The organism is Burkholderia vietnamiensis LMG 10929, from assembly GCF_000959445.1.
Lineage (GTDB): Bacteria > Pseudomonadota > Gammaproteobacteria > Burkholderiales > Burkholderiaceae > Burkholderia > Burkholderia vietnamiensis.
Genome location: NZ_CP009631.1, coordinates 3,253,792 through 3,277,799, shown reverse-complemented (window position 1 = coordinate 3,277,799; position 24,008 = coordinate 3,253,792). Strand labels below are relative to the sequence as shown.

General features: G+C 67.6%; 29 protein-coding genes, 1 tRNA gene and 1 pseudogene. 10 read left to right on the top strand and 21 right to left on the bottom strand.

The features are described from left to right. Window positions 1-44: 44 nt before the first annotated feature. The 9 genes from urtE to hemN all read right to left on the bottom strand — a co-directional run bounded on the left by urtE (window position 45) and on the right by hemN (window position 9,104). The gene (urtE, locus tag AK36_RS24825) at window positions 45-737 is read right to left on the bottom strand and encodes an urea ABC transporter ATP-binding subunit UrtE (protein ID WP_014722587.1); all 693 of its coding nucleotides are present in this window, start codon (window positions 735-737) and stop codon (window positions 45-47) included. 4 nt (window positions 738-741) lie between these two features. Then, window positions 742-1,599, bottom strand: coding sequence for an urea ABC transporter ATP-binding protein UrtD (urtD, locus tag AK36_RS24820; protein ID WP_011883587.1), 858 nt, complete (start codon window positions 1,597-1,599; stop codon window positions 742-744). Beyond that, window positions 1,596-2,786 carry an urea ABC transporter permease subunit UrtC gene (gene urtC / locus AK36_RS24815; RefSeq protein WP_011883589.1) on the bottom strand — a complete coding sequence of 397 codons (1,191 nt, stop codon included), beginning with the start codon at window positions 2,784-2,786 and terminating at the stop codon, window positions 1,596-1,598. The genes urtD and urtC overlap by 4 nt, the downstream gene beginning before the upstream one ends. Window position 2,787: 1 nt before the next feature. Continuing rightward, window positions 2,788-4,416: an urea ABC transporter permease subunit UrtB gene (gene urtB, locus AK36_RS24810; RefSeq protein WP_045579384.1), complete on the bottom strand. Its 1,629-nt coding sequence runs from the start codon at window positions 4,414-4,416 to the stop codon at window positions 2,788-2,790. A 169-nt stretch (window positions 4,417-4,585) separates the two neighbouring features. Then, window positions 4,586-5,893 (bottom strand): urea ABC transporter substrate-binding protein, encoded by a 1,308-nt coding sequence (gene urtA / locus AK36_RS24805; RefSeq protein ID WP_011883592.1) that lies wholly within the window; start codon window positions 5,891-5,893, stop codon window positions 4,586-4,588. Between the two features lie 391 nt (window positions 5,894-6,284). Next, the gene (locus tag AK36_RS24800; RefSeq protein ID WP_034194095.1) at window positions 6,285-6,608 is read right to left on the bottom strand and encodes a rhodanese-like domain-containing protein; all 324 of its coding nucleotides are present in this window, start codon (window positions 6,606-6,608) and stop codon (window positions 6,285-6,287) included. 14 nt (window positions 6,609-6,622) lie between these two features. After that, window positions 6,623-7,279 carry a protein-L-isoaspartate O-methyltransferase family protein gene (locus tag AK36_RS24795; RefSeq protein WP_014722591.1) on the bottom strand — a complete coding sequence of 219 codons (657 nt, stop codon included), beginning with the start codon at window positions 7,277-7,279 and terminating at the stop codon, window positions 6,623-6,625. 104 nt (window positions 7,280-7,383) lie between these two features. After that, the gene (locus tag AK36_RS24790; RefSeq protein WP_034194096.1) at window positions 7,384-7,641 is read right to left on the bottom strand and encodes a hypothetical protein; all 258 of its coding nucleotides are present in this window, start codon (window positions 7,639-7,641) and stop codon (window positions 7,384-7,386) included. A gap of 71 nt (window positions 7,642-7,712) precedes the next feature. Further along, window positions 7,713-9,104: an oxygen-independent coproporphyrinogen III oxidase gene (gene hemN / locus AK36_RS24785; RefSeq protein ID WP_045579383.1), complete on the bottom strand. Its 1,392-nt coding sequence runs from the start codon at window positions 9,102-9,104 to the stop codon at window positions 7,713-7,715. 159 nt (window positions 9,105-9,263) lie between these two features. Between hemN and AK36_RS24780 the strand changes: the two genes are divergently transcribed. The 3 genes from AK36_RS24780 (at window position 9,264) to AK36_RS24770 (ending at window position 11,233) form a co-directional block, all read left to right on the top strand. Further along, the gene (locus tag AK36_RS24780; protein WP_011883601.1) at window positions 9,264-9,593 is read left to right on the top strand and encodes a YkgJ family cysteine cluster protein; all 330 of its coding nucleotides are present in this window, start codon (window positions 9,264-9,266) and stop codon (window positions 9,591-9,593) included. A 149-nt stretch (window positions 9,594-9,742) separates the two neighbouring features. Next, entirely contained in the window at window positions 9,743-10,324 is a 582-nt protein-coding gene (locus tag AK36_RS24775; protein ID WP_011883603.1) for a DUF1439 domain-containing protein, read from the top strand. Between the two features lie 78 nt (window positions 10,325-10,402). After that, on the top strand, window positions 10,403-11,233 hold the full coding sequence (locus AK36_RS24770; protein ID WP_011883604.1) for an undecaprenyl-diphosphate phosphatase: 831 nt from the start codon (window positions 10,403-10,405) through the stop codon (window positions 11,231-11,233). Window positions 11,234-11,323: 90 nt separating this feature from the next. Here AK36_RS24770 and trmB read toward each other — a convergent pair whose 3' ends face one another. After that, a complete protein-coding gene (gene trmB, locus AK36_RS24765; RefSeq protein ID WP_041493780.1) occupies window positions 11,324-12,091 on the bottom strand; it encodes a tRNA (guanosine(46)-N7)-methyltransferase TrmB in 768 nt (255 codons plus the stop codon). A gap of 132 nt (window positions 12,092-12,223) precedes the next feature. Continuing rightward, a tRNA-Gly gene (locus AK36_RS24760) sits at window positions 12,224-12,298 on the bottom strand. Between the two features lie 270 nt (window positions 12,299-12,568). Between AK36_RS24760 and AK36_RS24755 the strand changes: the two genes are divergently transcribed. Then, window positions 12,569-13,648, top strand: coding sequence for an Imm71 family immunity protein (locus tag AK36_RS24755; protein WP_224383372.1), 1,080 nt, complete (start codon window positions 12,569-12,571; stop codon window positions 13,646-13,648). Between the two features lie 319 nt (window positions 13,649-13,967). Further along, window positions 13,968-14,312 (top strand): cupin domain-containing protein, encoded by a 345-nt coding sequence (locus tag AK36_RS24750; protein ID WP_011883612.1) that lies wholly within the window; start codon window positions 13,968-13,970, stop codon window positions 14,310-14,312. 68 nt (window positions 14,313-14,380) lie between these two features. Here AK36_RS24750 and AK36_RS24745 read toward each other — a convergent pair whose 3' ends face one another. The 7 genes and pseudogenes from AK36_RS24745 to AK36_RS24715 form a co-directional block, all read right to left on the bottom strand. Next, complete coding sequence (locus AK36_RS24745; RefSeq protein WP_014722600.1) at window positions 14,381-14,584, bottom strand: hypothetical protein; 204 nt, start codon at window positions 14,582-14,584, stop codon at window positions 14,381-14,383. Window positions 14,585-14,594: 10 nt separating this feature from the next. Next, a complete protein-coding gene (rpsU, locus tag AK36_RS24740; RefSeq protein ID WP_011883613.1) occupies window positions 14,595-14,807 on the bottom strand; it encodes a 30S ribosomal protein S21 in 213 nt (70 codons plus the stop codon). A 33-nt stretch (window positions 14,808-14,840) separates the two neighbouring features. Continuing rightward, the gene (locus AK36_RS24735) at window positions 14,841-15,050 is read right to left on the bottom strand and encodes a hypothetical protein (RefSeq protein ID WP_011883615.1); all 210 of its coding nucleotides are present in this window, start codon (window positions 15,048-15,050) and stop codon (window positions 14,841-14,843) included. Window positions 15,051-15,117: 67 nt separating this feature from the next. Next, on the bottom strand, window positions 15,118-15,393 hold the full coding sequence (locus AK36_RS24730) for a hypothetical protein (protein WP_014722601.1): 276 nt from the start codon (window positions 15,391-15,393) through the stop codon (window positions 15,118-15,120). 338 nt (window positions 15,394-15,731) lie between these two features. Continuing rightward, window positions 15,732-16,268 carry a chromate transporter gene (locus AK36_RS24725; RefSeq protein ID WP_011883619.1) on the bottom strand — a complete coding sequence of 179 codons (537 nt, stop codon included), beginning with the start codon at window positions 16,266-16,268 and terminating at the stop codon, window positions 15,732-15,734. Then, a pseudogene (locus AK36_RS24720) lies at window positions 16,265-16,864 on the bottom strand (chromate transporter). The gene AK36_RS24725 and the pseudogene AK36_RS24720 overlap by 4 nt, the downstream one beginning before the upstream one ends. A 105-nt stretch (window positions 16,865-16,969) precedes the next feature. Beyond that, on the bottom strand, window positions 16,970-17,725 hold the full coding sequence (locus tag AK36_RS24715; protein WP_045579508.1) for a DeoR/GlpR family DNA-binding transcription regulator: 756 nt from the start codon (window positions 17,723-17,725) through the stop codon (window positions 16,970-16,972). Window positions 17,726-17,806: 81 nt separating this feature from the next. Here AK36_RS24715 and AK36_RS24710 point away from each other — a divergent pair, with 81 nt between their 5' ends. The 3 genes from AK36_RS24710 to AK36_RS24700 all read left to right on the top strand — a co-directional run bounded on the left by AK36_RS24710 (window position 17,807) and on the right by AK36_RS24700 (window position 19,846). Further along, window positions 17,807-18,406 carry an NUDIX domain-containing protein gene (locus tag AK36_RS24710; RefSeq protein ID WP_045579507.1) on the top strand — a complete coding sequence of 200 codons (600 nt, stop codon included), beginning with the start codon at window positions 17,807-17,809 and terminating at the stop codon, window positions 18,404-18,406. Beyond that, complete coding sequence (locus AK36_RS24705; RefSeq protein WP_011883627.1) at window positions 18,403-18,783, top strand: NUDIX hydrolase; 381 nt, start codon at window positions 18,403-18,405, stop codon at window positions 18,781-18,783. Before AK36_RS24710 ends, AK36_RS24705 begins: the two co-directional genes overlap by 4 nt. 196 nt (window positions 18,784-18,979) lie before the next feature. Next, window positions 18,980-19,846, top strand: coding sequence for an SIR2 family NAD-dependent protein deacylase (locus tag AK36_RS24700; protein WP_045579381.1), 867 nt, complete (start codon window positions 18,980-18,982; stop codon window positions 19,844-19,846). Window positions 19,847-19,883: 37 nt separating this feature from the next. Here the strand turns inward: AK36_RS24700 and AK36_RS24695 are convergent, their stop codons facing one another. Further along, window positions 19,884-21,095, bottom strand: coding sequence for a S53 family peptidase (locus AK36_RS24695; protein WP_045579380.1), 1,212 nt, complete (start codon window positions 21,093-21,095; stop codon window positions 19,884-19,886). A 375-nt stretch (window positions 21,096-21,470) separates the two neighbouring features. On the opposite strand from AK36_RS24695, the gene crcB reads away from it, so the two are divergent. Continuing rightward, window positions 21,471-21,857 (top strand): fluoride efflux transporter CrcB, encoded by a 387-nt coding sequence (crcB, locus tag AK36_RS24690; protein ID WP_045579506.1) that lies wholly within the window; start codon window positions 21,471-21,473, stop codon window positions 21,855-21,857. 24 nt (window positions 21,858-21,881) lie between these two features. Continuing rightward, window positions 21,882-22,232, top strand: a complete 351-nt coding sequence (locus tag AK36_RS24685; RefSeq protein WP_011883634.1) for a DUF190 domain-containing protein — start codon at window positions 21,882-21,884, stop codon at window positions 22,230-22,232. 9 nt (window positions 22,233-22,241) lie between these two features. Here the strand turns inward: AK36_RS24685 and AK36_RS24680 are convergent, their stop codons facing one another. Next, complete coding sequence (locus tag AK36_RS24680; RefSeq protein ID WP_011883636.1) at window positions 22,242-22,805, bottom strand: YggT family protein; 564 nt, start codon at window positions 22,803-22,805, stop codon at window positions 22,242-22,244. A gap of 76 nt (window positions 22,806-22,881) precedes the next feature. Further along, window positions 22,882-23,811, bottom strand: coding sequence for a Rossmann-like and DUF2520 domain-containing protein (locus AK36_RS24675; protein WP_045579379.1), 930 nt, complete (start codon window positions 23,809-23,811; stop codon window positions 22,882-22,884). Between the last annotated feature and the right edge of the window lie 197 nt (window positions 23,812-24,008).

Here is a 24,008-nt window from a genome sequence, read left to right as displayed (position 1 = left end):
GGCGCGGGTTGTCGGTTGCCGCCCGCCGTCGCCTGCCGTTGCCATTACACCGCGATCAACTCGCGCACGCCGTTCGCCTCCATATCCCGTGCCTCGCCGCCCGCGACGATCTCGCCGCGGCTCATCACCCAGTAGCGATCGGCGATCGAGCGCGCGAAATCGTAATACTGCTCGACCAGCAGCACGGTCATCTTCGATTCGTCGACGAGCTGACGCAGCGTGCGCCCGATGTCCTGGATGATCGACGGCTGGATCCCTTCGGTCGGCTCGTCGAGGATCAGCAACTGCGGTTCGCTCATCAGCGCGCGGCCGATCGCCAGCTGCTGCTGCTGGCCGCCGGAAAGGTCGCCGCCGCGTCGCGCGCGCATGTCCTTCAGCACCGGGAACAGTTCGTAGATCCGGTCGGGCACCTTCGACGGCGCCTTGCGGCTCGCCGCGCCGACCAGCAGGTTTTCCTCGACGGTCAGCCGCGGAAAGATGTCGCGGCCCTGCGGCACGTACGCGAGCCCGGCCGCGACGCGCGCATACGGCGGCAGCGTGCCGAGCGCGGTGCCGCGCCACGACACGCTGCCGCTCTTCGCCGCGACGACCCCCATCAGGCAGCGCAGCAGCGTGCTCTTGCCCACGCCGTTGCGGCCGAGCAGCACGGTCAGCTTGCCGTCGTCGGCGCTCAGGTTCACGTTGCGCAGGATATGGCTGCCGCCGTAATACTGGTTCAGTGCATCGATCTTGAGCATCGCATCATCGTCCGAGGTATGACTCGATCACCGCGTCGTCGCGCTTGACCTGGTCGAGCGTGCCTTCCGCGAGCACCGCGCCTTCGGCCATCACCGTCACGCGGCCCGTGTCGCCCGCGAGCGCGGCGACGAACTCCATGTCGTGCTCGACGACCATCATCGAGCAGGTGCCGCGCAGCGTGTTCAGCAGCTTCGCGAGCTCCATCGTCTCGTGGTCGGTCATCCCGGCCGCGGGCTCGTCGAGCAGCAGCAGCGCGGGGCGCTGCATCAGCAGCATGCCGATCTCGAGCCGCTGCTTCTGGCCGTGCGACAGCTCGCCGGCCGCGCGATACGCATCGCTTTCGAGGCCGATCAGCGTGAGCGTGTCCTCGATCTTCGCCTGCGCCGCGCGGTCGAGCCGCGCGCGCAGCGACGCGAGCCAGCCCTTGTCGGTCTGCATCGCGAGTTCGAGGTTTTCCCACACCGGATGCTGCTCGAACACGGTCGGCTTCTGAAACTTGCGGCCGATCCCGGCGCGCGCGATCTCGGGTTCGCTCATCCGCGCGAGGTCGATGGTCTGGCCGAGAAACACCTTGCCCGCATCGGGGCGCGTCTTGCCGGTGATGACGTCCATCATCGTCGTCTTGCCCGCGCCGTTCGGGCCGATCACGCAGCGCAGCTCGCCCGCGTCGATCGCGAGCGACAGCTTGTTCAGCGCGCGAAAGCCGTCGAAGCTCACCTCGATGTCCTCGAGATACAGGATCGTGCCGTGCGACGTGTCGATGCCGGCGGGCATCACGCGGCCCATCGACGCGGTGCCGCTGACCGCGAGCAGCTCGTCTTCGGCTGGCGGCGTGAACTGGTAGAGCGCTGTGCCGTTCATCCGCGTTTCCCCTTGGCGAGCAGCGTGTCGACGAGGCCCATGATTCCGCGCGGCAGCAACAGCGGCACCAGCACGAAGATCAGGCCGAGAAAGAACAGCCAGTATTCGGCGAAGTACGCGGTGAAGAAGCTCTTCGCACCGTTGACCGCGAACGCGCCGACGATCGGCCCGATCAGCGTGCCGCGGCCGCCGACCGCGACCCAGATCGCCATTTCGATCGAGTTGCCGGGCGACATCTCGCCGGGGTTGATGATGCCGACCTGCGGCACGTACAACGCGCCCGCGATCGCGCACAGCACGGCCGACAGCGTCCACACGAACAGCTTGTACGCGAGCGGGCTGTAGCCGAGGAACATCAGCCGCGTCTCGCCGTCGCGCACCGCGGTGACCACGCGCCCGAGCTTGCTCGACACGATCGCGCGCGCCGCGATGAACGCGAGCACGAGCGTCGCGAAGCTGAGCAGCAGCAACACGGTGCGGGTGCCGGGCGACGTGATCGGGAAGCCGGCGATGCGCTTGAAGTCGGTGAAGCCGTTGTTGCCGCCGAAGCCCGTCTCGTTGCGAAAGAACAGCAGCATCGCGGCGAACGTCAGCGCCTGCGTGATGATCGACAGGTACACGCCCTTCACGCGCGAACGGAACGTGAAGAAGCCGAACACCCAGGCCAGCACGGCGGGCACGAGCACGACCAGCGCGAGCGCCCATGCGAGATGCTGCGTGCCGCTCCAGTACCACGGCAACTGGTGCCAGTCGAGGAACACCATGAAGTCGGGCAGGTCGCTGCCGTACTTGCCGTCGCGGCCGATCTCGCGCATCAGGTACATGCCGATCGCGTAGCCGCCGAGCGCGAAGAACAGCCCGTGGCCGAGGCTCAGGATGCCGCAGTAGCCCCACACCAGATCGAGCGCGAGCGCGGCGATCGCGTAGCACATCAGCTTGCCGGCGAGCGTCATCGTGTATGCGGACAGATGGAACGCGCTCGCCTCGGGCGCGACCAGCGCGGCGAGCGGCACGCCGATGCCGATCGCGACGCACAGCGCGATCAGCGCGAGCCACGCGCGGCGCGACAGCAGCGCCGGACGCGGCGGCAGGCCGAGCGCGAAGCCGGCGTCGCCGCGCGCGGCGGCCGCTGCGGGCTGCGGCGCGCCCGCGACCGGGTTCGACAGGGAATCGGTGATTGAAGTCATGTCAGGCCTCCGCGCTGCGTCCCTTCGGGGCGAACATCCCCTGCGGGCGTTTCTGGATGAACAGCACGATCATCACGAGCACCGCGATCTTCGCGAGCACGGCGCCCCAGAACGGCTCGATCGCCTTGCTGACGAGGCCGAGCCCGAAGCCGCCGAGCACGGTGCCGGCGATCTGGCCCACGCCGCCGAGTACGACCGCCATGAACGAATCGATGATGTAGTTCTGCCCGAGGTCAGGGCCCACGTTGCCGATCTGCGACAGCGCGCAGCCGCCGAGGCCCGCGATGCCCGCGCCGAACGCGAACGCATACGCATCGACGCGCGCGGTCTTCACGCCGACGCACGCGGCCATCCGCCGGTTCTGCGTGACGGCGCGCACGAACAGCCCGAGCCGCGTCTTCGTCAGCACGGCCCACGCGACGAACACGACCGCGAGCGCGAACGCGAGGATCACGAGCCGGTTGTAAGGCAGGATCAGGTTCTGCATCACCGACACGCCGCCGCTCATCCACGACGGGTTCACCACCTGCACGTTCTGTGCGCCGAACAGCATGCGGGTCGCCTGGATCAGGATCAGGCTCACGCCGAAGGTCGCGAGCAGCGTCTCGAGCGGGCGGCCGTACAGATGCCGCAGCACGAGCCGTTCGAGCACGATGCCCACGAGCGCGGCCGTCGCGAACGAGACCGGCACCGCGACGAGCGGATACCAGTCGAATGCGGCCGGCGCATAGCGCTGGATCAGCGTCTGCACGACATAGGTTGCGTACGCACCGATCATCAGGAATTCGCCGTGCGCCATGTTGATCACGCCGATCAGCCCGTACGTGATCGCGAGGCCGAGCGCGGCGAGCAGCAGCACGCTGCCGAGCGACAGGCCCGCGAACACCGTGCCCACGATTTCGCCGCGACGCTGCAGCGCGTGCAGGGCGTCGAGCCCTTGCTGCGCGGCTTCGCGCACGCGTGCATCGGGCTCGGCGTAGCTGCCGTCCGCGTTCTTCGCGACGAGCGGGCGCAGCTGCTCGATCATGTCGAGATCCTGGCGCGCGGCCACCACCTGCGCGGCTTCGAGACGCTTCGCCGGATCGGCGTCGTGCAGCGCGGCGATCGCCCACAGCGCGTCGAGGCGGCGCTTCAGCACCGGATCGGTTTCCTTTGCGCGTGCGCGGTCGATCATCGGCTTGAGCGCAGGGTCGGGCGACTTCAGCAGCGCGTCGATCGCGTCGCGACGCGTCGCGACATCGGGCGACGCGAGTGCGAGGCCCGAGCGCGCGCCGGCGATCTTCGTGCGCAGCAGATTGTTCAGCATCACCGGCTGTGCGTCGCCGGCCGGCGTCGCGGCCTGCGTGAGCGCATCGTGCGCGGTGTCGCCGGTCTGGATCAGCAGGCGGCCGTCGGCGGTCGCGAGCGCGTCGCCGGTCGACAGCGCATCGAGCAGCGCGGCGGCGCGCGGATCGGCGTCGGTGGCAAGGCGCTCGACTGCGGCCGTCTTCGCGTCGAAGTCGTCGCCGGCGAGCGCGGCGGTATCGGCGGCCGTCAGGGCGAATGCGGCGCGCGGCAGTGCGAGCGCGAGCATCGCGCCAGCGACGAGCGCGACGAGCGCGACGGCCGCGCGGCGAAAGCGTGTAGGCATCGGGGATTCCTGTCGGGCTGGGGAAAGCGCACGCGGGGGCCGCCGCGCGGCTGCGTGCGGCGCGGCGCCGCACGCGTGAAGCTGCACACCGCGCGCGGATGCGACCGGAGCGCCGCGTGCAACGTGCGCGACGTGTGCGACGTATGCAGCGCGTGCGCTCCGGCCGGCATCAGGCGAGCGCCGCGCGCTGCCGGCGCAGGAACGCCGGGATCGAGCTGACGACGTCCGGCTTGCCCTGGTTACCCGCGATGAACGGGCTCCACGGCTGTGCGCGCACGGCCGTCTTGGTCTTCCACACGACGTTGAATTGCCCGTCGCCGCGGATCTCGCCGATCATCACCGGCTTGTGCAGGTGGTGGTTGCCGTCCATCGTGAGCGTGAAGCCCGACGGCGCGGCGACGGTCTGGCCGATCATCGCGACGCGCACCTTGTCGACGTCGGTGCTCTTCGCCTTCTCGACGGCCTGCTTCCACATGTGGATGCCCACGAAGGTGGCCTCCATCGGATCGTTGGTCACGCGCTTCGCGCCGCCCGGCAGGTTGTTCGCCTTCACCCACGCGGCGAACTGGTCCTTGAACTTCGTGTTGGTCGGGTTCTTCACCGACATGAAGTAGTTCCATGCGGCAAGGTGGCCGACGAGCGGCTTCGTGTCGATCCCGCGCAGTTCCTCCTCGCCGACCGAGAACGCGACCACCGGCACGTCGGTCGCCTTGATCCCCTGGTTGCCGAGCTCCTTGTAGAACGGCACGTTCGAATCGCCGTTGATGGTCGAGATCACGGTCGTCTTGCCGCCTTGCGCGAAGTTCTTGATGTTCGCGACGATGGTCTGGTAATCGCTGTGGCCGAACGGCGTGTAGACCTCCTGAATGTCGGCGTCCTTCACGCCCTTCGATTTCAGGAACGCGCGCAGGATCTTGTTGGTCGTGCGCGGATACACGTAGTCGGTGCCGAGCAGGAAGAAGCGCTTGGCGCCGCCGCCTTCGGCGCTCATCAGGTACTCGACGGCCGGGATCGCCTGCTGGTTCGGCGCCGCGCCCGTGTAGAACACGTTGCGCGACATTTCCTCGCCTTCATACTGCACCGGGTAGTAGAGCAGACCGTTGAGCTCCTCGAACACCGGCAGCACCGACTTGCGCGACACCGACGTCCAGCAGCCGAACACGCACGCGACCTTGTCCTGCGTGAGCAGCTGGCGCGCCTTCTCGGCGAACAGCGGCCAGTTCGAGGCAGGATCGACGACCACCGGCTCCAGCTTGCGACCCATCACGCCACCGTTCTTGTTGATGTCGGCGATCGTCATCAGCGCGGTGTCCTTCAGCGACGTCTCGGAGATCGCCATCGTGCCCGACAGCGAGTGCAGGATGCCGACCTTGATCGGGCCGGTGCCTGCATCGGCCGCATGCGCGAACGGACTCTTGCCCGCCAGCGCGAGCGCACCGGCCATCGAACCGAACTTCAGCAGACTGCGACGTTTCATCGATATCCCCTTGACGTGTTGGTTGTGCGTGCGCCGTGGGCGGCGCCGGCATCGGTGTAACGCAAGGCATGTGCCAGTCGTGTCGATGCACGCCCGGCGTGCCGTTACGGCGCGATGCGGGGCGTCGGTGCGGTGCGCGTGGCGCGTCGTGCGGCATCGGCGATCCGTCGCGGTGCGCTCGGGCGGGCGGAAATGGTGCATCCGCGTGCGGGCGCACGCATCACGTGCGCTCGGACGGGGCGGGACGGGGCAGGAGAGGGCGCGACAGGCGACGACAGCGTGGCAACCGTCGGCGGAAATGAAACGGGCGCGCAATGCGCGCCCGTTCGGCGAATCGGCGCGACCGCGGCGAGCGGTCGGCGTGGCGGCGCATGACGCGCCGCGCGGAAGGTCAGTAGCGCGGCACGGCGGGATCGACGTCGCGCGACCACGCGTCGATTCCGCCTTGCAGGTTGTACAGCTTCGTGAAGCCGCGCGATTCGAGGAACATCGCGACCTGCGCGCTGCGCATCCCGTGATGGCACACGCAGACGATCTCGGCTTCGTCGTCGAGCTCCTCGCTGCGTGCGGGAATCTGCTGCATCGGGATCGACACGCTGCCGGCGATCTGGGCGGTCGAGATTTCCCACGGTTCGCGCACGTCGAGCACGACCGGCGCCGGGCGTGCCGGATCGCGCAGCCAGTCGGCGAGCATCGCGGGCGTCAGGATCTGCATGGCTGCGCCGCCGCTCAGAACTTGAAGCGCGACGGCTCGATCGCGTTCACGAGGTGGTTCACGTAGGTTTCGAACACGTCGGCGACGCGGTACTGCTTGTCGTCGATGCGCGTGATGATCTGCGCCTTCATCACCGGACGGCCGCCGACGAATGCCGACAGGCGGCCGCCGACCTTCAGCTGTTCGAGCATCTGCTGCGGCACGACCGGCAGGCCGCCCGCGACGCAGATCACGTCGTACGGCGCCTTGGCGGGCCAGCCGAGCGAGCCGTCGCCGAGCACGACTTCGGCGTTCGTCACGCCGTCGTTGCGCAGGTTGTCGGCTGCGAACTTCGCGATCGTCGGATCGATGTCGACCGCCGTCACGTGCTGCGCGCGATGCGCGAACAGCGCGGCCAGGTAGCCGGAGCCCGCACCGATCACGAGGACGTTCTCGTGCTTCTTGACCGCCAGATCCTGCAGCACGCGCGCTTCGACGCGCGGGAACAGCATCTTGCTGGTGCCGCCCGGCAGCGGCAGTTCGAGATCGGCGAACGCCAGATCGCGGTGTTCGGGCAGAACGTAGTTTTCTCGCTTGACGATCGACAGCAGGCCCAGGACGTCCAGGTCCAGCACGTCCCACGGCCGGATCTGTTGTTCGATCATGTTGAAACGCGCGTTTTCGATATTCATGGTGTGGTCACGCAGCCAAATCGGCCGTCAGCGGGGATAGAAAAACTTCGTGATTGTACCAAACGGGGCGTCGGCAAAGCCTTCAGGCAGCCTGCAACAGACCTTTACGCATTGCTCTTCTTGATCTGCGCCTCGAACGCGAGGTCCAGCTTGCTGGCCTTGCGCGGCTTTTTGGGGCCGAATTCGTCGACGAAGCGGACGAATTCGTCGAGCGGAAGCGGTTCGCTGCGTTTTTCGGCGGTGCCGCCCGAGCGGTCGACCAGATAGAACAGGCCGCCGGCCATCGCAACGGCCGCGAACTGCGGGTTGCCGGAGCGGGCCTTCAGGCGTTCGACCGCGTTGGTCGCTTTGGTGGTGCGCATGGTGCGGATGGTTGCAGAGGCGTCGAGCCCCTTACTTTATCAAACCAGCCGCCCGCATGTGCCGCGCCGCGCTAGACGGTGCGCGAATAGCGCTGGCGTGGTGTTTGCGCCAGATACGCGTCGAAGGCCATCGCGATGTTGCGCACCACCATCCGGCCGGCCGGATGGATCGTCAGGCGGTCGCCGGCGATGCTGAGCAGCCCGTCGCGCTCGAACGGGCGCAGCGCTTCCAGCTCGCGCGCGAAGTGCTCGGCGAAGTGCACGCCGTGCGCCGCTTCGATGTGCGAGAACGGCAGCTCGAGGTTGCACATCAGCTGCGTGATCACGTCGCGGCGCAGGCGGTCTTCGGCCGTCAGACGCACGCCGCGCGCGATCGGCAGCCGGCCCGCGTCGAGGGCGGCACCGTAGCCGGGCAGGTCCTTCGCGTTCTGCGCGTAGACGTCGCCGACCTTGCCGATCGACGACACGCCGATCCCGATCAGATCGGTATCGGCCCGCGTGCTGTAGCCCTGGAAATTGCGCTGCAGCGTGCCGTTTTGCTGCGCGCGCACGAGTTCGTCGGTCGGCTTCGCGAAGTGATCCATCCCGATGTAGACGTAGCCGGCCGACGTCAGCATGTCGATCGCGAGGCCGAGCAGCGCGATGCGCGTTTCGGGCGACGGCAGCGTGGCGTCGTCGATCTGCCGCTGCATCTTGAACAGGTGCGGCATGTGCGCGTAGCCGAACACCGACAGGCGGTCCGGCGCGAGCTCGATGATCGTCTCCAGCGTGCGTGCGAACACGGCGACCGTCTGGTGCGGCAGCCCGTAGATCAGGTCGACGCTGACCGAATGGAAGCCCGTCGCGCGTGCGGCCGAGATCAGGTCGGCCGTCATCGCGCGTGGCTGCACGCGGTTGATCGCCTGCTGCACGACCGGGTCGAAATCCTGCACGCCGAGGCTCAGGCGGTTGAAGCCGATGTTGCGCAGATGCACGAGCGTCGCCGGCGTGACGGTGCGCGGGTCGATCTCGATCGAGAATTCGGCGTCCATGTCCGGCGCCAGCGCGAAATGCTCGCGCGTGGCGGCCATCAACTCGGCCGTTTCGGCATCCGACAGAAAGGTCGGCGTGCCGCCGCCCCAGTGCAACTGCGTGACCGGGCGCGCAGGGTCGAACAGCGCGGCCTGCAGCGCGAGCTCGCGCTTCAGCTGTTCGAGATACGGGCGCGCGCGCCGGTGGTTGTTGGTCGCGATCTTGTTGCAGCCGCAGTAGAAGCAGGCCGTGTTGCAGAACGGGATGTGGAAGTACAGCGACAGCTCGCTCGACGACGCACCGGGATCGCGCGCGGCGCGCGCGTAGTCGGCCGGATCGAAATCGTCGCGGAACTGCAGGGCGGTCGGGTAGGACGTATAGCGCGGGCCGTTCGCGCCGTATTTCGCGAGCAAATCGGGGCGGAACAGGGTGTCGGCAGAACCGGAGCTCATGATGGTCTCGCGCTATTCGAATGCGTCCGAGTATATAAACGCGCGCTCCGGCCGCATTGTGTAATAACGTCGCAGCCGGCGGTGGCACAATGTGCGGTGGGCCGCCGCACGCCGCGTCCGGTTGCCGCACCGTTTTTGTTGTCCGTTCGAGAGAGCCGAGTGTCCGTCGAAATACCTGTCCGCCCGGCGTCCGCCGATGCCGTGTCGCCGCATGCGTGCCGCCCCGGCTGCGGCGCGTGCTGCATCGCGCCGTCGATTTCCTCGCCGATTCCCGGGATGCCGAACGGCAAGCCCGCCGGCGTGCGCTGCGCGCAGCTCGGCGACGATCTGCAGTGCCGGATTTTCGGCCGACCGGAGCGGCCCGCGTGCTGCTCGGGATTGCAGCCGTCCGCCGAGATGTGCGGCGTGTCGCGCGACGACGCGCTTGCATGGCTCGCGCACCTCGAGATCGCCACGCAGCCTTCGCCAGACGCGGGCGCCGGCCGTTAGCCAGCCGCCCCGCCGTCGCGCCGCGGCGCGCGGGCGGTGCGCCCGTGGAACCCGCCGCGCGCGACGCCGCACTAACGTCGGTGCATCGCACTTCATCGCACGGCCGGTCGTCCGACCGCGGCCGCGCCCGATACAGGAGATTGTCCAGCATGACCGCACCTTGCACGCCCGGCCGGCGCCGTTTCGTCGCCGCCTGTGCCGGCGCACTCGGCGTGTCGATATCGCTTGCCGCCTGCGCGTCGACGTTCCCGTTCATTCCGGATCACTACACGTTCTCGCGCGGCGACGTGCAAAAGGCCGTCGCACGCAAGTTCCCGTACGAGCGCACGGTCGCGCAGGTCGTCGACGTCGCGCTCGCGAATCCGGCCGTCAACCTGCTGCCTGACCAGAACCGCGTTGCGGTGCAGCTGGATGCGCATTTCACGAGTCCGTTCCTGCGCGAACCGGTGAGCGGCAAGTTCACCGTGTCGGGCCAGCTGGCTTACGACGCGCCGAGCCGCTCGGTCGTGCTGAAGGCGCCGGCCGTCGACAATCTCGTGCTCGACGGCGACGCGCAGATGTACGCGCAACAGGTCGGCGCGGCGGCCGGGCTGCTCGCGACGCAGGTGCTGACCAACTACCCGATCTACACGTTCAAGCCCGAGCAACTTCAATTTGCCGGCGTGAACTACGAACCCGGTACAATTACGATTCTTACAAACGGCATACGCGTGGCGATCGTCGAGAAATGACGGCGCAGCGCGCGCGGCCGGGCGGGCCGCGGCGCTGACGTGGCCGTTTCTTTCGACTACTTCGGAGTTGGGCCACGGATGGACTGGATCCTGATCTGCAAGGCATTGATCCTCGGCGTCGTCGAGGGGCTGACGGAATTCCTTCCGGTGTCGAGCACCGGCCACCTGATCGTTGCGGGCAGCTTCCTCAATTTCAACGATGCGCACGCGAAGACGTTCGACGTCGTGATCCAGTTCGGCGCGATCCTGGCGGTGTGCTGGGAATACCGCGAACGGATCGTGTCGGTCGTGTGCGGGCTGCCGAGCCGGCCCGACGCGCGGCGCTTCACGCTGAACGTCGTGATCGCCACGATTCCGGCGATCGCGCTCGGCCTGCTGCTGGAGAAGAAGATCAAGGCCGTGCTGTTTTCGCCGGTGCCGGTCGCGTTTGCGCTGGTCGTCGGCGGCGCGATCATCCTGTGGGCCGAGGCGCGGCAGCGCGAGCGTAGCGAGCCGCCGCGCGTGCAGTCGGTCGATGCGCTGACTCCGCTGGATGCGCTGAAGGTCGGCATCGCGCAATGCTTCGCGCTGGTGCCCGGCATGTCGCGCTCGGGCTCGACGATCATCGGCGGGATGCTGTTCGGGCTCGACCGGCGTGTCGCGACCGAGTTCTCGTTCTTTCTCGCGATTCCGATCATCTTCGGCGCGACGCTGTATGAAACCGTCAAGGACTGGCAGGCGTTCACGGTCGACTCGCTCGGCCTGTTCGCGCTCGGGCTGGTTGCCGCGTTCGTCAGTGCGTTCGTGTGCGTGCGCTGGCTGCTGCGCTTCGTCGCGACGCACGATTTCACCGTGTTCGCGTGGTACCGGATCGCGTTTGGGCTGTTCGTGCTGCTCGTCGGTTACAGCGGATGGCTCAACTGGGCGTGACGCCCGGCGTTGAAGGCAGTGGTCAATGACGAACGGCCCGATCGGCAGATGCCGGTCGGGCCGTTTTGCGTTGCGCGGGGTGCGTCGGGTTCAGGCGGCGCGCTTGCGGAACACCAGATCCCAGACGCCGTGGCCGAGCCGCAGGCCGCGGCGTTCGAACTTCGTGACCGGGCGGTAGTCGGGGCGCGGCGCGTAGTCGGCCGCGGTGTTTTCGAGCGTCGGCTCGGCGCCGAGCACTTCCAGCATTTGCTCGGCGTAGTTTTGCCAGTCGGTCGCGCAATGCAGGTACGCGCCGGGTTTCAGGCGCGCGGCGAGCTGTGCGACGAGCGGCGGCTGGATCAGCCGGCGCTTGTGGTGGCGCGCCTTGTGCCACGGGTCGGGGAAGAAGATGTGCACGCCGTCGAGGCTTTCCGGGGCGAGCATGTGCTCGAGCACTTCGACCGCGTCGTGCTGGATGATGCGGATGTTCGTCAGGCCTTGTTCGCCGATCAGCTTCAGCAGCGCGCCGACGCCCGGCTCGTGCACTTCGACGCCGAGGAAATCGTCGCCGGGGCGGTGCGCGGCGATTTCGGCGGTCGATGCGCCCATCCCGAAGCCGATCTCGAGGATGCGCGGTGCGCTGCGGCCGAACACGGCGTCCCAGTCGGGCAGCGTCGGTGCGTACGGGACGACGAAGCGCGGGCCGAGTTCGTCGATCGCGCGGCGCTGGCCGGTCGACACGCGGCCGGCGCGCGTCACGAAGCTGCGGATGCGGCGGTGGTGCAGCGGGTTGACTTCGTCGGCGCCGTCGGCGGCTTCGTCGGGAAGGGCGGCGTCGTCCGGCGGCAGGCCGGCTTCGTTCGGATCGTCGTGCATCATCGGTGACTGAGTAAGACTCGGTTCGGGCGCGAGGCCGTTACGCGTAGCGGTGCGCCGGATGAACGGGCACATGGTACAAAAAAGCCGCCTTCGACGAGGCGGCTCTTGCGCTGGCTGCCGGGCAGCCGAAGGTGGAGCGGGCGATGGGAATCGAACCCACGTCATCAGCTTGGGAAGCTGAGGTAATGGCCATTATACGACGCCCGCAGAACGCGCAATTGTACAGGGGGTTGGGTGGGGATGGCAAGGGGGCGGTGGGGCGAGTCTCCGAGCGGTTTGCGGAATGTGCCGTTCACGCGAACTGCACATTCTCGTGGCGCTGCGCAGCATGGGTGCCCCAATATCAACGATTCGACGGACGTGGCGAGTACCCTTCCCGGCAGAGCGGAAATGATCGGCCAAGATCAGACACGAAGGCTATGCGCGGCGAACCACTGCCGTTGTCGGAAAACAATCGACTGAAGAACAGGCTCCCTGATGTTGAATATTTCGAACATGACCGCCGAGCAGGAACGCGATGCGCGGGCGAAGGCGTTTCATCTGCTCAAGAAATGGACCAGTTTCACGTTCTTGGACTACGCCGTTGGACTGTACAGGGACTTTCTGGCCGCGTATGCGAAACAACTGGATACGCCGTGCCCAAATCAGGTTGAGCTTGAAGAAGCCTATATTCGCGACTTCCTCGGAGCGCTAGTGCAAATGGACCTCGGCATCGATGCATTGCGCCGAGGTCTCGACAAGAGAGCGGCGTACGACGCGTTGATCGTAGGAAGCCAGCAAGGTGGTGACCTGTTGTTTGGGCGGAGTGCGCTCGAAATCGGCCGTAAATACGATCCGTTTTTCCATGCGCTGGGACTGAAGGACACCAACTTTTCGGACCCGGTGTATGCCACCGGATTCGCGGAGGGCGTCTGGATCGAGAGGTTGATTTGCTATGCGCTTAAATGCACGGTCGGATTCGGTTTTACCGGGATGCTTGCATACGGAACACGCGCCGATGGAGGGACCCGTGTCTTTGAGCACTGGACTTACGAATCGATGTTCGAAAGTGCGCCGCTCCCGGCATGGCGATATTGGCCGCCCGGTCGCAGCTATCCCGCCGACCTTCCTCCGTGCCCGCCGAAGAACGAATCCGCGGCCGGGGAGATTCACAGCGGCCAGGAGATTCCAGTCGAGGGTATCTGGGAGCCATGGTTTCCGGCCGGCAAGGTCGGTTGCCCGAGCTATTTCCTGAAAGGCAGTATCGCCCACACCTACTTGCTGGAAGGCACCAACGACGAACATGCGGTGGCCTGGCGGCTGCTGTGGGAAGACAAGCGTTACCGGGACGGCAGCATTCCGGCGGAAGAGGCGACTTATTTCCCGACGCCTGTCGTGCAATCGAGGCTCCGGGCCCTGCCCGGGGAGCCTTGTCCGCGCAGAGGTTACTGGCAAAGTCCGGCTGTCAAGGATTCGGTTCACGTCGAAGCCGGAGCGCCGATGCCGGGGCCGCAGCGCACGACGTGGGGAATGGTCATCTGGCATTACGCGGACCCGCAGCCCCATCACGCGAGTTGAGCGACAGGTTTGCTGCCCATCGGGGCGACGATGGGCCCAGTCCGGTGTGCAAGACAATCGGCGCGATCGAGTGTGATGCTCGTTGCCGCCGCCGTCTATGACCTAGCGCCGCTCGCGCACAGGTCGAACAGCACCGGAATGATCATCGACGACGAGCCTGACGCGTGCCTCGAAGCGACGCGGCTCCCAAAACGCACTCGCCACCCTCCGCCCGCCCATGTCGAAAATGAACGACTCGATGTCGGAACGACACAAGCCGCGCGCGACCATTCGAACTAACGTGACAGTCCTCTCATCCGTTCGTTCTTCAGGAGCCGACATGTCCGATTTCATCACCGTGCTGCGCAAAACCTGCCCGATGCCCGTCGTCGATGCGACCAAGTGGAAGCGCATCGGCGGCGATCCGCACACCGTGAACCTCAACGCTTACGTGTCCCGCGACGGCAGCAAGATCATGGGCACGTGGATCTGCACGCCCGGCAAGTTCGAAGTGAACTACGAGAAATGGGAGTACTGCCACTTCCTCGACGGCTATTGCATCATCACGCCGGAAGGCGAGGAACCGGTGCACCTGAAGGCCGGCGACGTGTTCGTGATCGAGCCGGGCATGAAGGGAACGTGGGAAGTCGTGGAGACGGTGCGCAAGTACTTCGTGTTCGCGTGAACGAACCGTTCGGTCCGTCCGGTGCGAAAGCGCCGGTCGGAGACCGATGCGTCCAACCGCGCGCTCCGCTAATCGACGCTCAGCGCCTTTTCGATCGCGGCGATCAATTTGAACGCGTCGTCGCGACCGATCCGCAGGCCGCGGCTGGTGTACTCGCAGCCGAACGCGTAGAAGCTCGGCAACAGCGTGATCGCATCGTTCTGTCGATCGAAGTCGACTTCGCATTTCGTCAATGGAAAGAACGGACGCACTTCGACGGGCGGCTCGTACACGACTCGCGCCCTAGTACAGCTTCCGCGGCGGCAGCATGCGCTTCGCGCGGAGTCGCTGTCTCGACACGGCGCTCGCTTTCTTGCGTTTGCGCTCGGTGGTCGGTTTCTCATACCCGGTGCGGCTGCGCAACTCGCGGATGAGTCCGGTTTTCTCGATGTTTCGCCGGAAGCGGCGCAGCGCGACCTCGACTGGTTCGTCGGGCTTGAGGATGATGGTCGTCATGCAGATCCTGTTCTAAAAGCGTGTGGTGGGAAGCTAGCCGAGTCGCGTCATGACGGCGCTCGCTATCCCGTCGGACTCGAACTCGGAATATCCGGCGCCGATCGACAGTGCGCGCACGGCAGCGAACATTTGCAACTCGGGTTGATGGCGCAACGCGGATCCGGCAAGCCGGTGTTGCGGGACAGCGTCGGTCGGGGAAATCTCGTGTCGCTCGATCAGGCCGAGCAATTCGTCGATGATCATTTCGCGCTCCGAATCGCCAGCCGACTGTCGCCGGCCGCGTCGACATGCATCGGTGGAATCGGTGGAACTACGCGAACAGCGGCTGCTCGCCGCGATTGCCATCGATGACCTGCTCTGCGTACAGCACCGACGCCCGCCGCGCATCGCCCGCCGATTCGAACGGCGTCTTGCTGGCCAACCGGAACGTCTCGCTGCGGGTCAGCGTGTCGATGGTGCCGCGCAGGCAGATCTTCACGGCCGCGTCGAAGCCGCCGTCGTAGTTGTGCGCGCTGCCGTTCCGCGACGGAACGTGCGGGTAGATCAGCGGGTAAATTTCGAAGCCACGATACAGATGCATGCTCATGAGGAACTCCTCTGTTCGTCGCGACAAATCGCACGGACGAACGCAACCGACCGGTATCACCGCTACGCGGCGCGACGGGTGGGGGTGAAAAGAAAACGATGCGTGCGGATGACGGCGCAACGCAGCAAGAGGGCAGAGGGCGGGACGAGCGATCTGGGACGTGACGCGCGCTCGGATGAATTGATCATACGCGCTTCGTGGCCGATGTCCATCTTATTCTCGACGGGGGCGCTGCAAGGCTTCGACCCCTAGCGACGCGCGTCTCGCCAAGTCGCAAATCCCCGTTCGTCATCCAATATCGCGCGGTGCGCCGACGGCTCGCGGCGCGGTCGCCGACGTCAGCCGATCGCATGCATGACGACCAGCAACAACGCCCCGACGACGATCAGCAGCACCGCATGAACGCGCGTGAGCATCACGCATGCAGTCGACGCAAGCGCGATCGCGCGGGCCGGCCACCCGCCGTCGAGCGCCTGCAGCAGCACCCAGGCCGACGCCAGAATCATCCCCGCTGCAACCGGCCGCAGGCCGGCCTCGAGGGCGACTTGCCAACGTGCGCCCTGGTGCCGCCGCCATAGATGCGCGACGCCGTAAATGAGGAACGCGGTCGGCCCGAACAGCGCGAGCGTCGCGATCACCGCGCCCCAGAAGCCGGCCACCTGCCACCCGATCAGCGTTGCAAGCAGAGAGCCGGGGCCCGGCGCCATCCGCGCAATCGCGAAGTCGTTCACGAACTGTGCGGCCGTCATCCAGTGATGAACATCGACGACCTGCCGCTGGATATCGGCGACGATCGCCTGGCCGCCGCCGATGGTGGCGATCGACAGCGGCGCGAACACGCCGGCCAGCGCGACATAGCGGGACAGCGTGATCATCGGCCGCTCCCCCCGGCCGTCGCGCGCGCCGCACGACGGTATTCGAGTGCGACGCTCAGCGTGCCGCCGATCACCACGGTCCACACGAGCGGCCAGTGCAGCATGGCCACCGACACGAACGTGAGCGTCATCACCGTCAGCGGCAGCGCACGGCGCGGCAGTCGGCGCACCGCGGTGATCGCCATCGAGATCGACAGCCCGATCGCCGCGGCCGCGGCGCCGGCGAGCGCGACGTGGGCGAGCGTGAAGCGCGTGAGTGCAGAGAGCGCGACGCCGAACAGCACGATCAGCACGGCGGGCGGCGCGATGACGCCGGTGAAGCCGGCCACCGCGCCGCGCCATCCGGCGAGCCGGTAGCCGATCCAGATCGCGAGGTTCTTCACATTGACGCCCGGCAACGCCTACGACAACGCGAGTCCGTTCAGGAACGCCTCCTCGTCGAGCCAGCGCCGCTCGTGCACGAATGCGCGCATCATGCGCCCGCTCAATCCGCCGCCAAAGCTGGTCAGGCCGATCTGCGCGAACGCGGCGAACAAGGCGAGGATGCCCGGAGGCGGGGCGATAGCGTCTGGAACGGAGGTCGGGGCGGTCGGCATCGGGCGGGCGCTGACGTGTTGGTTGGGCAGTCGCCCATGGTAGCAAGGGCTGTCTGTCGGCACGCTGACGTGGGGCCGTCGGCGCTCATCCCGCTTTCCGCCGCGCTACGCCCGCACGACCGTCACGCCGGCAGCCTCGATCGGCTCGGTCAGGGCGACGTCGGTTTCCTGCTCGACGACCACGGCCTGCGCGAGCGCCAGCTCGCCGATCACGAATTGCGACGCCGCGCGCAATTTGGATTGCGACGCGAGCACGACCGTCTCCGCGGCGCGTGCCGCGAGCGCGCGCTTGATCGCGGCTTCCTCGAAGTCGCCGGTGCTCAGGCCCGCGACCGGATGCACGCCGGTGACGCCCATGAAATACAGGTCGGCATGGATGCGCGAGATACCTTCGAGCGCCGCTGCGCCGACCGCGACGATCGAATGCTTGTACAGCCGCCCGCCGATCAGGATGACGTCGATCGACGGATGCGCCGCCAGCGCGACGGCCACGCTCGGGCTGTGCGTGACGATCGTCGCGCGCAGGTCGGCCGGCAACTGGCTGACGAGCAGCGCCGACGTCGTGCCGCCATCGACGATCGCGACTTGTCCCGGCGCGATCATCTGCGCGGCGCGCCGCGCGATGCGCCGCTTTTCCGCGGTTTCCAGCGTCTCGCGCTGCGCGAACGGCGCGACGGCCGGCGACGCCGGCAGCGCGCCGCCGTGCACGCGCTGCAACAGCCCTTCGGCGGCCAGCTCGCGCAGGTCGCGCCGCACGGTGTCTTCGGATACGCCGAATTGCGCGCTCAGTTCGACGGCCAGCACCTGGCCGTCACGGGCGAGCGCGTCGAGGATCGCTTTCTTGCGTTGGGTCGTCAGCATCGCATTGCACGAAATATCTTGAAATTGCACGAAACTGCACGTTACCATGGGCGCCGTCCTATGTCGAATGGGGAGGCCGCGATGGCCGCAACGCATGAGCGCGTCCGTATCGTCGATACGACGGTGCTGTCCGATGACTGGTACGTGCTGAAGAAGGTGACGTTCGATTTCCTGCGCCGCGACGGCACCTGGCAGCGGCTGAGCCGCGAGACCTACGACCGCGGCAACGGCGCGACCATCCTGCTGCGCAATGCGGCGACGGGCGACGTGCTGCTCACGCGGCAGTTCCGGATGCCGGCGTTCGTGAACGGCCACGACGGGATGCTGCTCGAAGCGGCGGCCGGCCTGCTCGACGATGCGACGCCCGACGCGCGTATCCGCGCGGAAGCCGAAGAGGAAACCGGCTACCGCGTGCGCGGCGTGCGCAAGGTGTTCGAGGCGTTCATGAGCCCCGGCTCGGTGACGGAGAAGCTGCATTTCTTCATCGGCGAATACGACGCGTCGCTGCGGATCGGCGACGGCGGCGGCGTCGCGGAAGAGGGCGAGGATCTCGAGGTCGTCGAGATGCCGCTGCGTGCGGCGCTCGACGCGATCGAGCGCGGCGAGATCGTCGATGCGAAGACCATCATGCTGCTGCAGTACGTCGCGCTGCGGGAAACCGCCGGCGTGCGCCCGACATGACGCCGCTGCTGGTGCTCGTCGCCGGGCCGTGGCGCAGCGGCACCGACGGCGACCCCGCGCGCATCGCCGCCAACCTGCGCCGGCTCGAGCAGGCCGCGCTCGCGGTGTATCGCCGCGGGCACGTGCCGATGATCGGCGAGTGGCTGTCGCTGCCGCTCGCCGCGGCGGCCGGCGCCACGGCGATCGGTGACGCGATCAGCGAATCGTTCCTGTATCCGGCGGCGCACCGGCTGTTGCGGCGCTGCGATGCGGTGCTGCGGATCGACGGCGCATCGCGCGGCGCAGACGCGGACGTGACGCTTGCGCGGCAGCTCGGCAAGGCGGTCTACTCGTCGGTCGAGGCGATACCGGTCGTGCAGGAGAGTTCACAAGCCTGAACGCGATGCCGTGCGGCGTGCCCGACCGTGCGTGCGGCGGCCACGGCCGGTTCGCGGCGCGCTCGGCGCTCGGCGCGGCACTGCGCTGCGCAACACCACGCCACGCCACGCCACGCCGCCGCAGCATCGCGCTCGAACCGGCGTATGATCGCGCGACATCCGCCGCCTACCGTTCGATTCTTTGCCCAGCTTCGCCATGCCGCTTTCCCGTTCCTCCGATGCGTCCGCCGCACCACTCCCACTGCCCACTGATCGCGTCGGCGCCGCCGTCGAGGCGCTCGCGCGCGCCGATGCGCTCCTCGTGACGGCCGGCGCCGGCATCGGCGTCGATTCGGGGCTGCCCGATTTCCGCGGCACGGACGGCTTCTGGCGCGCCTATCCGGCGCTGCGCCAGGAGCGCTTCGAATTTCACGAGATCGCGTCGCCGCAGGCGTTTCGCGCGCAACCGCGGCTGGCGTGGGGCTTCTACGGGCACCGTCTTGCGCTGTATCGACAGACGCTGCCGCATCAGGGCTTCGCGATCCTGCGACGCTGGATCGACGCGATGCCGAACGGCGGTTTCGTGCTGACGAGCAACGTCGACGGTCAGTTTCAGAAAGCCGGCTTCGATCCGGCGCGCATCGTCGAGATCCACGGTTCGATTCACGCGCTGCAGTGTCTGCGTCCGTGCTCGGACGACACGTGGGATGCGGCATCGTTCGTCCCCGACGTCGACGCCGCCGCGTGCCGGCTGATCGGCGAGCCGCCGCGCTGCCCGCGCTGCGGCGGCCTGGCGCGGCCGAACATCCTGATGTTCGGCGACCACGGCTGGCTCGGCGAGCGCTACGACGCGCAGCAGCGCGCGCTCGACGAATGGATCGCCCAGGCGGGGCGGGTGGTGGTGGTCGAGCTCGGCGCAGGCACCGCGATCCCGACCGTCCGGCTGACGAGCGAGCGGCTCGGCGCCGATGTGATCCGCATCAACGCACGCGAAGCGCATGCGCGCCGCGCGGACGTGATCGGGCTGCAGGGCGGCGCGCTCGCGACGCTCGTCGAACTCGAGCGCGCGTGGCACGGCGGTTGAACGCGGCGGTGCGCGCCGGCCGCCGCCGGTTGCGCGGTTACGGCTGCGCGACGAGCGCCTGAACGAGCGACGGCGCGACCGGCGAACCGAGGCCCGTCACGTAGTCGTAGCCGCCGGCCGCGTTGCAGATGCTGCCGCAACTGCCGTTCGACCCGATCGTGACGTCGTGATAGTCGCTGCCGTACGCGCTCTTTCCGATCGCATACAGCGTGTCGTAGGTGCCGCTCAGACGGCTCTTGCCGGCCGCCGCGCGCAGCGAATTCGCGATCGCGACGAGCGCCGACCATTGCGGTGCGCCGGCGCTCGTGCCGCCGACCTGGAACCAGCCGGCCTGCCCCTGGTACGTCACCGAGTCGTACACGGCGAAGCCGCTGGACGGATTCGCGTCGTAGCCGACGTCGGGCACGCCACGCTTGCCGGCCACCGGAATCGGCCAGCCGGCCTGACCGGCCGGCTCGCCCTCGGCGGTGCTCACGCCGCCGCCGCTGCCGCTCCACGCCGCTTCGCCGACGTAGTTGCCCGCTGCGTCGACCGACAGCGTCGTGCCGCCCACCGCCACCACATACGGCGATGCGGCCGGGTACTCGGTCCCGGTGCCGCTGTCGCCGGACGACGCGACGAAGGTGACGCCCGGCACGTTGAAGTGGCCGTCGTAGCCGGTTTCGCCGCTGAACTCGTTGCCGCCGAAGCTCATCGACACGACCGACGCGCCGCGTTTCACCGCAACGTCGACCGCAGCCATCAGATCGGTAAAGCTCGCCGATGCGGCCTCGACCAGCACGATCTTCGCTTTCGGCGCGATGGCGTGCACCCATTCGACGTCGAGCGACATCTCGAGCGACCAGCCGGCGTCCGTCTTGGGCCGGGTGCCGCGCGCATACACCTTGGTGAAACACCCGTTCGACGACGTGCAGGCAGGCAGCGCGAACGCGTTGCTGAAGACGCCGAGATCGGCCTCGATCTTCGGGTCGTCGTACGCGTCGACGATCGCGACGACCATCCCGTCGCCCTGGTTCGCGAGCGCATCGAATCCGTACGCGTGCCGCACGAGCGCGGGCGTGAGGCCGGCAACGGTGGCCGTGCTCGCACGCGGCTTGGTGTGGAATGGCGGGCGGGCGAATCCTTTCGGCGCGCGGTGGCCTTCGATGAACGACTGCTGGGCGCCGTCGTCGGCGAGCGCGACGCTCGACCCGAGCAGCGATGCGCACAGCGCCGGAATCAACATGGACGACAGGCGAATATTGTTCATTTTGAGAATCTCCCCGTGCCGACGGATCGACGGCGAATTGATTCTATGAAATAGCCGGAATGAATTACATCGAATATCGGCAGGATGCGGGAATGTCTGGATGAGGGTAAATACGCGGAATGCCCGGCGCATGGGGCTTGTCATGACCGGAACGGACCGCCTGGCGCAGGTTTCTCCGACTTCCGAACGGTCGCTGACTCATTAATCGATTTATTTTGTGGATTTGTAATGATCGGCGTAATTCATCGGAAAATGGCGAATCCGGCGGCCGTGTGCGAACGATACGACGCGCCGGCATTGCGGCCGCCGCACGATTGCGCATACAGTTCGGCGTACGCCGCGCCGGCCATCCGGCGCCGTCAGCAAGGAGTTTTCGTGTTCCCTTCGATCATCGCGATCTTCGTCGGCGCCGGGCTCGGCGCCGTGTTGCGCTGGTTCCTGGGCCTCGCGCTCAACGCGTTCGTGCCGGCCATGCCGCTCGGCACGCTGGCCGCGAACCTGCTCGGCGGCTACGCGATCGGCATCGCGGCCGTCGTGTTCACGAGCCGCGTCGGCCTGCCGCCCGAGTGGCGGCTGTTCGTGATCACCGGCTTCCTCGGCGGCCTCACGACGTTCTCCACCTACTCGGTCGAAGTGATGACGCACGCGCTGCAGGGCGAATTCGGATGGGCGTTCGCGGTGGCTGTCCTACACTTGACTGGTTCGTTCACGCTGACGGCGCTCGGCATGTGGACCGCCAGCGCGTGGTTCGCGCCGGCCTGAGCGCGCCGGCATCCGGAGAACGCGATGGACACCGTGTTCCTGCGTTTCTATGTGCATGAGCAGCAGCGGCTGCACTGGAAGCCGCTATGGGAATGGCTGCTGGAGGAAGCTAACCGGATGGGCGTCGCGGGCGGTTCCGCGTTCCGCGCGATGGCCGGCTTCGGCCGGCATCGCGTGCTGCATGAGGACCGCTTCTTCGAGCTGCAGGGCTCGCTCACGATCGAGGTCGAATTCATCGTCACCGAGGACGAGGCGCGGCAACTGCTCGAACGGCTGTCGCGCGAGAAAGTGCGCGTGTGCTACGCGATGATCCCGGCGAGCTTCGGCGTGATCGACACGCTGTCGGCGCCGCCGGCCGCGGGGCCGGCGGTGTAGCGCAACGCGTCAGATGCCGAACAGCGTCAGCGACACCGCTGCGCGCGTGACGATCATCAGCAGCACCTGCACGATCACGAACAGCAGGATCGGCGACAGGTCGATGCCGCCGAGGTTCGGGATCACGCGGCGCAGCGGGTTCAGGAACGGCGCGGTGAGCTGGTAGAGGATCGGCATCGCCGGCGAGCGCGGATTGAGCCACGACAGCAGCGCCATCAGGATCGTCATCCAGATCACCAGATTGAGCGCCCACTTCACGACGGTCAGCAGCGCGACTACGACGAGCGTCGCGATCACCGAAGCCGGATCGAAGCCGGCCATCACGACCATCAGCACCACATAGACGAGCGCGGTGAGCAGCGCGGCGACGACGCTTGCCCAGTCGATCCCGCGCACGCCCGCGATCACGCGGCGCAGCGGCAGCACGAGCCAATTGGTGGCCTGCAGGACGGCCTGCGTGACGGGGTTGTACGGCGGCACGCGCACGGCCTGCATCCAGACGCGCAATATCAGCGCGGCGCCGAACAGCGTGAAGACGGTATTGAGCAGAAAACGGGCGATCTCGCCGAACATCGTTGGCATCCTTTTTATGCAGTCGAGTAGCGTGCGGCCGCCAACGCCGGATGGCGGCGCATCGGCCGACACCTTATCACGCCTCGTCTCGCGGCGGGGAGGGGTGTCCGGTGGTGCGCGCGAGCGACGCTTCGACGGCCTGGGCGAGCGCCGGCAGCGTGGCCGGCGGCGCCGTGCGTTGCGCCGCGAGCGCGACCGCGCGGCGCGTCATCAGCGCGTACAGCGTCGCGTGATCGCCGCCGTGCGCCTCGAGCAGCGCGAGCTGGCGCTCGACGATGCCGGTGTCGCCGCGCGACACCGGGCCGGCGAGCGCGTTCGCGAGCCCCTTGTCGCGGGCGGTCTCGATCGTGCCGGCGAGCATCGGCAGCAGCGCGCGCAGCGCGGCGGCTTCGTCGAAGCCGAGGCCGCGCCACAGCTCGACCGCTTCCGCCAGCCCGCACAGCGCGAAGCTCGCCGCGTAATGCGCGGCCCCGTGATACAGCATCCGGCCGCCGGCGGGAATCGACAGCGGGTGGCAGCCGAGTGCGGCCACGAGCCGCATCAGCGTCGCATGCAATGCGCCGTCGGCCTCGATCGTGACCGAGCAACCGTCGATGCGCGTGAGGTCGGCGTCGGTGCCGCCGAACAGGTAGAGCGGATGAAAGCCGCCGGTGGCTGCGCCTTGCAGCCGGGCCGGATCGAGCAGTTCCACCGCCGAGGCGCCGCTGCAGTGCACGAGCGCCTGGCCGCTCGCGCGGGCCGCATCGAACCGCAGTGCGGCGGCGGCGGGCGCGAGCTGGTCGTCGGGGACGGTCAGGAAGATCAGGTCGGCCGCATCGACGACCTGCTGCGGCGTGTCGACTGCCCGGCAGCCGTCGATGCGGGCTGCGAGTTCTGCGGCGGAAGCGGCCGTGCGGCTCGCGACTGCGGCGACCGGAAAGCCGGCCGCCGCGAAACGCATCGCGACGCAGCGCGCGAGACGGCCGGCGCCGATGAAGCCGAGGCGGGGAGTATCGGGTACGGACATGGGCGGGGCGGGGGACAAGAACGGGGCAGCCGCCAGTATCGCAGGAATGACGACGGCGTCGCGACGGCGCGGGCACACGTGGAGCTCGTCGAGCGCGTTGGTGCTCGCCGTGGCGAGTCGTTGCAAGAATGTATGTCGTGAGCGCGGAGCTTCGAGGGAGGACGGTTACGACCCTCAAACTGAGTGGGGCCGCTTGC

Bases quoted from the DNA above. Each gene is read 5' to 3' on its own strand.
- urtE (WP_014722587.1), bottom strand. From the start codon at position 737: ATGCTCAAGATCGATGCACTGAACCAGTATTACGGCGGCAGCCATATC.
- urtD (WP_011883587.1), bottom strand. From the start codon at position 1,599: ATGAACGGCACAGCGCTCTACCAGTTCACGCCGCCAGCCGAAGACGAG.
- urtC (WP_011883589.1), bottom strand. From the start codon at position 2,786: ATGACTTCAATCACCGATTCCCTGTCGAACCCGGTCGCGGGCGCGCCG.
- urtB (WP_045579384.1), bottom strand. From the start codon at position 4,416: ATGCCTACACGCTTTCGCCGCGCGGCCGTCGCGCTCGTCGCGCTCGTC.
- urtA (WP_011883592.1), bottom strand. From the start codon at position 5,893: ATGAAACGTCGCAGTCTGCTGAAGTTCGGTTCGATGGCCGGTGCGCTC.
- AK36_RS24800 (WP_034194095.1), bottom strand. From the start codon at position 6,608: ATGCAGATCCTGACGCCCGCGATGCTCGCCGACTGGCTGCGCGATCCG.
- AK36_RS24795 (WP_014722591.1), bottom strand. From the start codon at position 7,279: ATGAATATCGAAAACGCGCGTTTCAACATGATCGAACAACAGATCCGG.
- AK36_RS24790 (WP_034194096.1), bottom strand. From the start codon at position 7,641: ATGCGCACCACCAAAGCGACCAACGCGGTCGAACGCCTGAAGGCCCGC.
- hemN (WP_045579383.1), bottom strand. From the start codon at position 9,104: ATGAGCTCCGGTTCTGCCGACACCCTGTTCCGCCCCGATTTGCTCGCG.
- AK36_RS24775 (WP_011883603.1), top strand. From the start codon at position 9,743: ATGACCGCACCTTGCACGCCCGGCCGGCGCCGTTTCGTCGCCGCCTGT.
- AK36_RS24770 (WP_011883604.1), top strand. From the start codon at position 10,403: ATGGACTGGATCCTGATCTGCAAGGCATTGATCCTCGGCGTCGTCGAG.
- trmB (WP_041493780.1), bottom strand. From the start codon at position 12,091: ATGATGCACGACGATCCGAACGAAGCCGGCCTGCCGCCGGACGACGCC.
- AK36_RS24755 (WP_224383372.1), top strand. From the start codon at position 12,569: ATGTTGAATATTTCGAACATGACCGCCGAGCAGGAACGCGATGCGCGG.
- AK36_RS24750 (WP_011883612.1), top strand. From the start codon at position 13,968: ATGTCCGATTTCATCACCGTGCTGCGCAAAACCTGCCCGATGCCCGTC.
- rpsU (WP_011883613.1), bottom strand. From the start codon at position 14,807: ATGACGACCATCATCCTCAAGCCCGACGAACCAGTCGAGGTCGCGCTG.
- AK36_RS24735 (WP_011883615.1), bottom strand. From the start codon at position 15,050: ATGATCATCGACGAATTGCTCGGCCTGATCGAGCGACACGAGATTTCC.
- AK36_RS24730 (WP_014722601.1), bottom strand. From the start codon at position 15,393: ATGAGCATGCATCTGTATCGTGGCTTCGAAATTTACCCGCTGATCTAC.
- AK36_RS24725 (WP_011883619.1), bottom strand. From the start codon at position 16,268: ATGATCACGCTGTCCCGCTATGTCGCGCTGGCCGGCGTGTTCGCGCCG.
- AK36_RS24715 (WP_045579508.1), bottom strand. From the start codon at position 17,725: ATGCTGACGACCCAACGCAAGAAAGCGATCCTCGACGCGCTCGCCCGT.
- AK36_RS24710 (WP_045579507.1), top strand. From the start codon at position 17,807: ATGGCCGCAACGCATGAGCGCGTCCGTATCGTCGATACGACGGTGCTG.
- AK36_RS24705 (WP_011883627.1), top strand. From the start codon at position 18,403: ATGACGCCGCTGCTGGTGCTCGTCGCCGGGCCGTGGCGCAGCGGCACC.
- AK36_RS24700 (WP_045579381.1), top strand. From the start codon at position 18,980: ATGCCGCTTTCCCGTTCCTCCGATGCGTCCGCCGCACCACTCCCACTG.
- AK36_RS24695 (WP_045579380.1), bottom strand. From the start codon at position 21,095: ATGAACAATATTCGCCTGTCGTCCATGTTGATTCCGGCGCTGTGCGCA.
- AK36_RS24685 (WP_011883634.1), top strand. From the start codon at position 21,882: ATGGACACCGTGTTCCTGCGTTTCTATGTGCATGAGCAGCAGCGGCTG.
- AK36_RS24680 (WP_011883636.1), bottom strand. From the start codon at position 22,805: ATGTTCGGCGAGATCGCCCGTTTTCTGCTCAATACCGTCTTCACGCTG.
- AK36_RS24675 (WP_045579379.1), bottom strand. From the start codon at position 23,811: ATGTCCGTACCCGATACTCCCCGCCTCGGCTTCATCGGCGCCGGCCGT.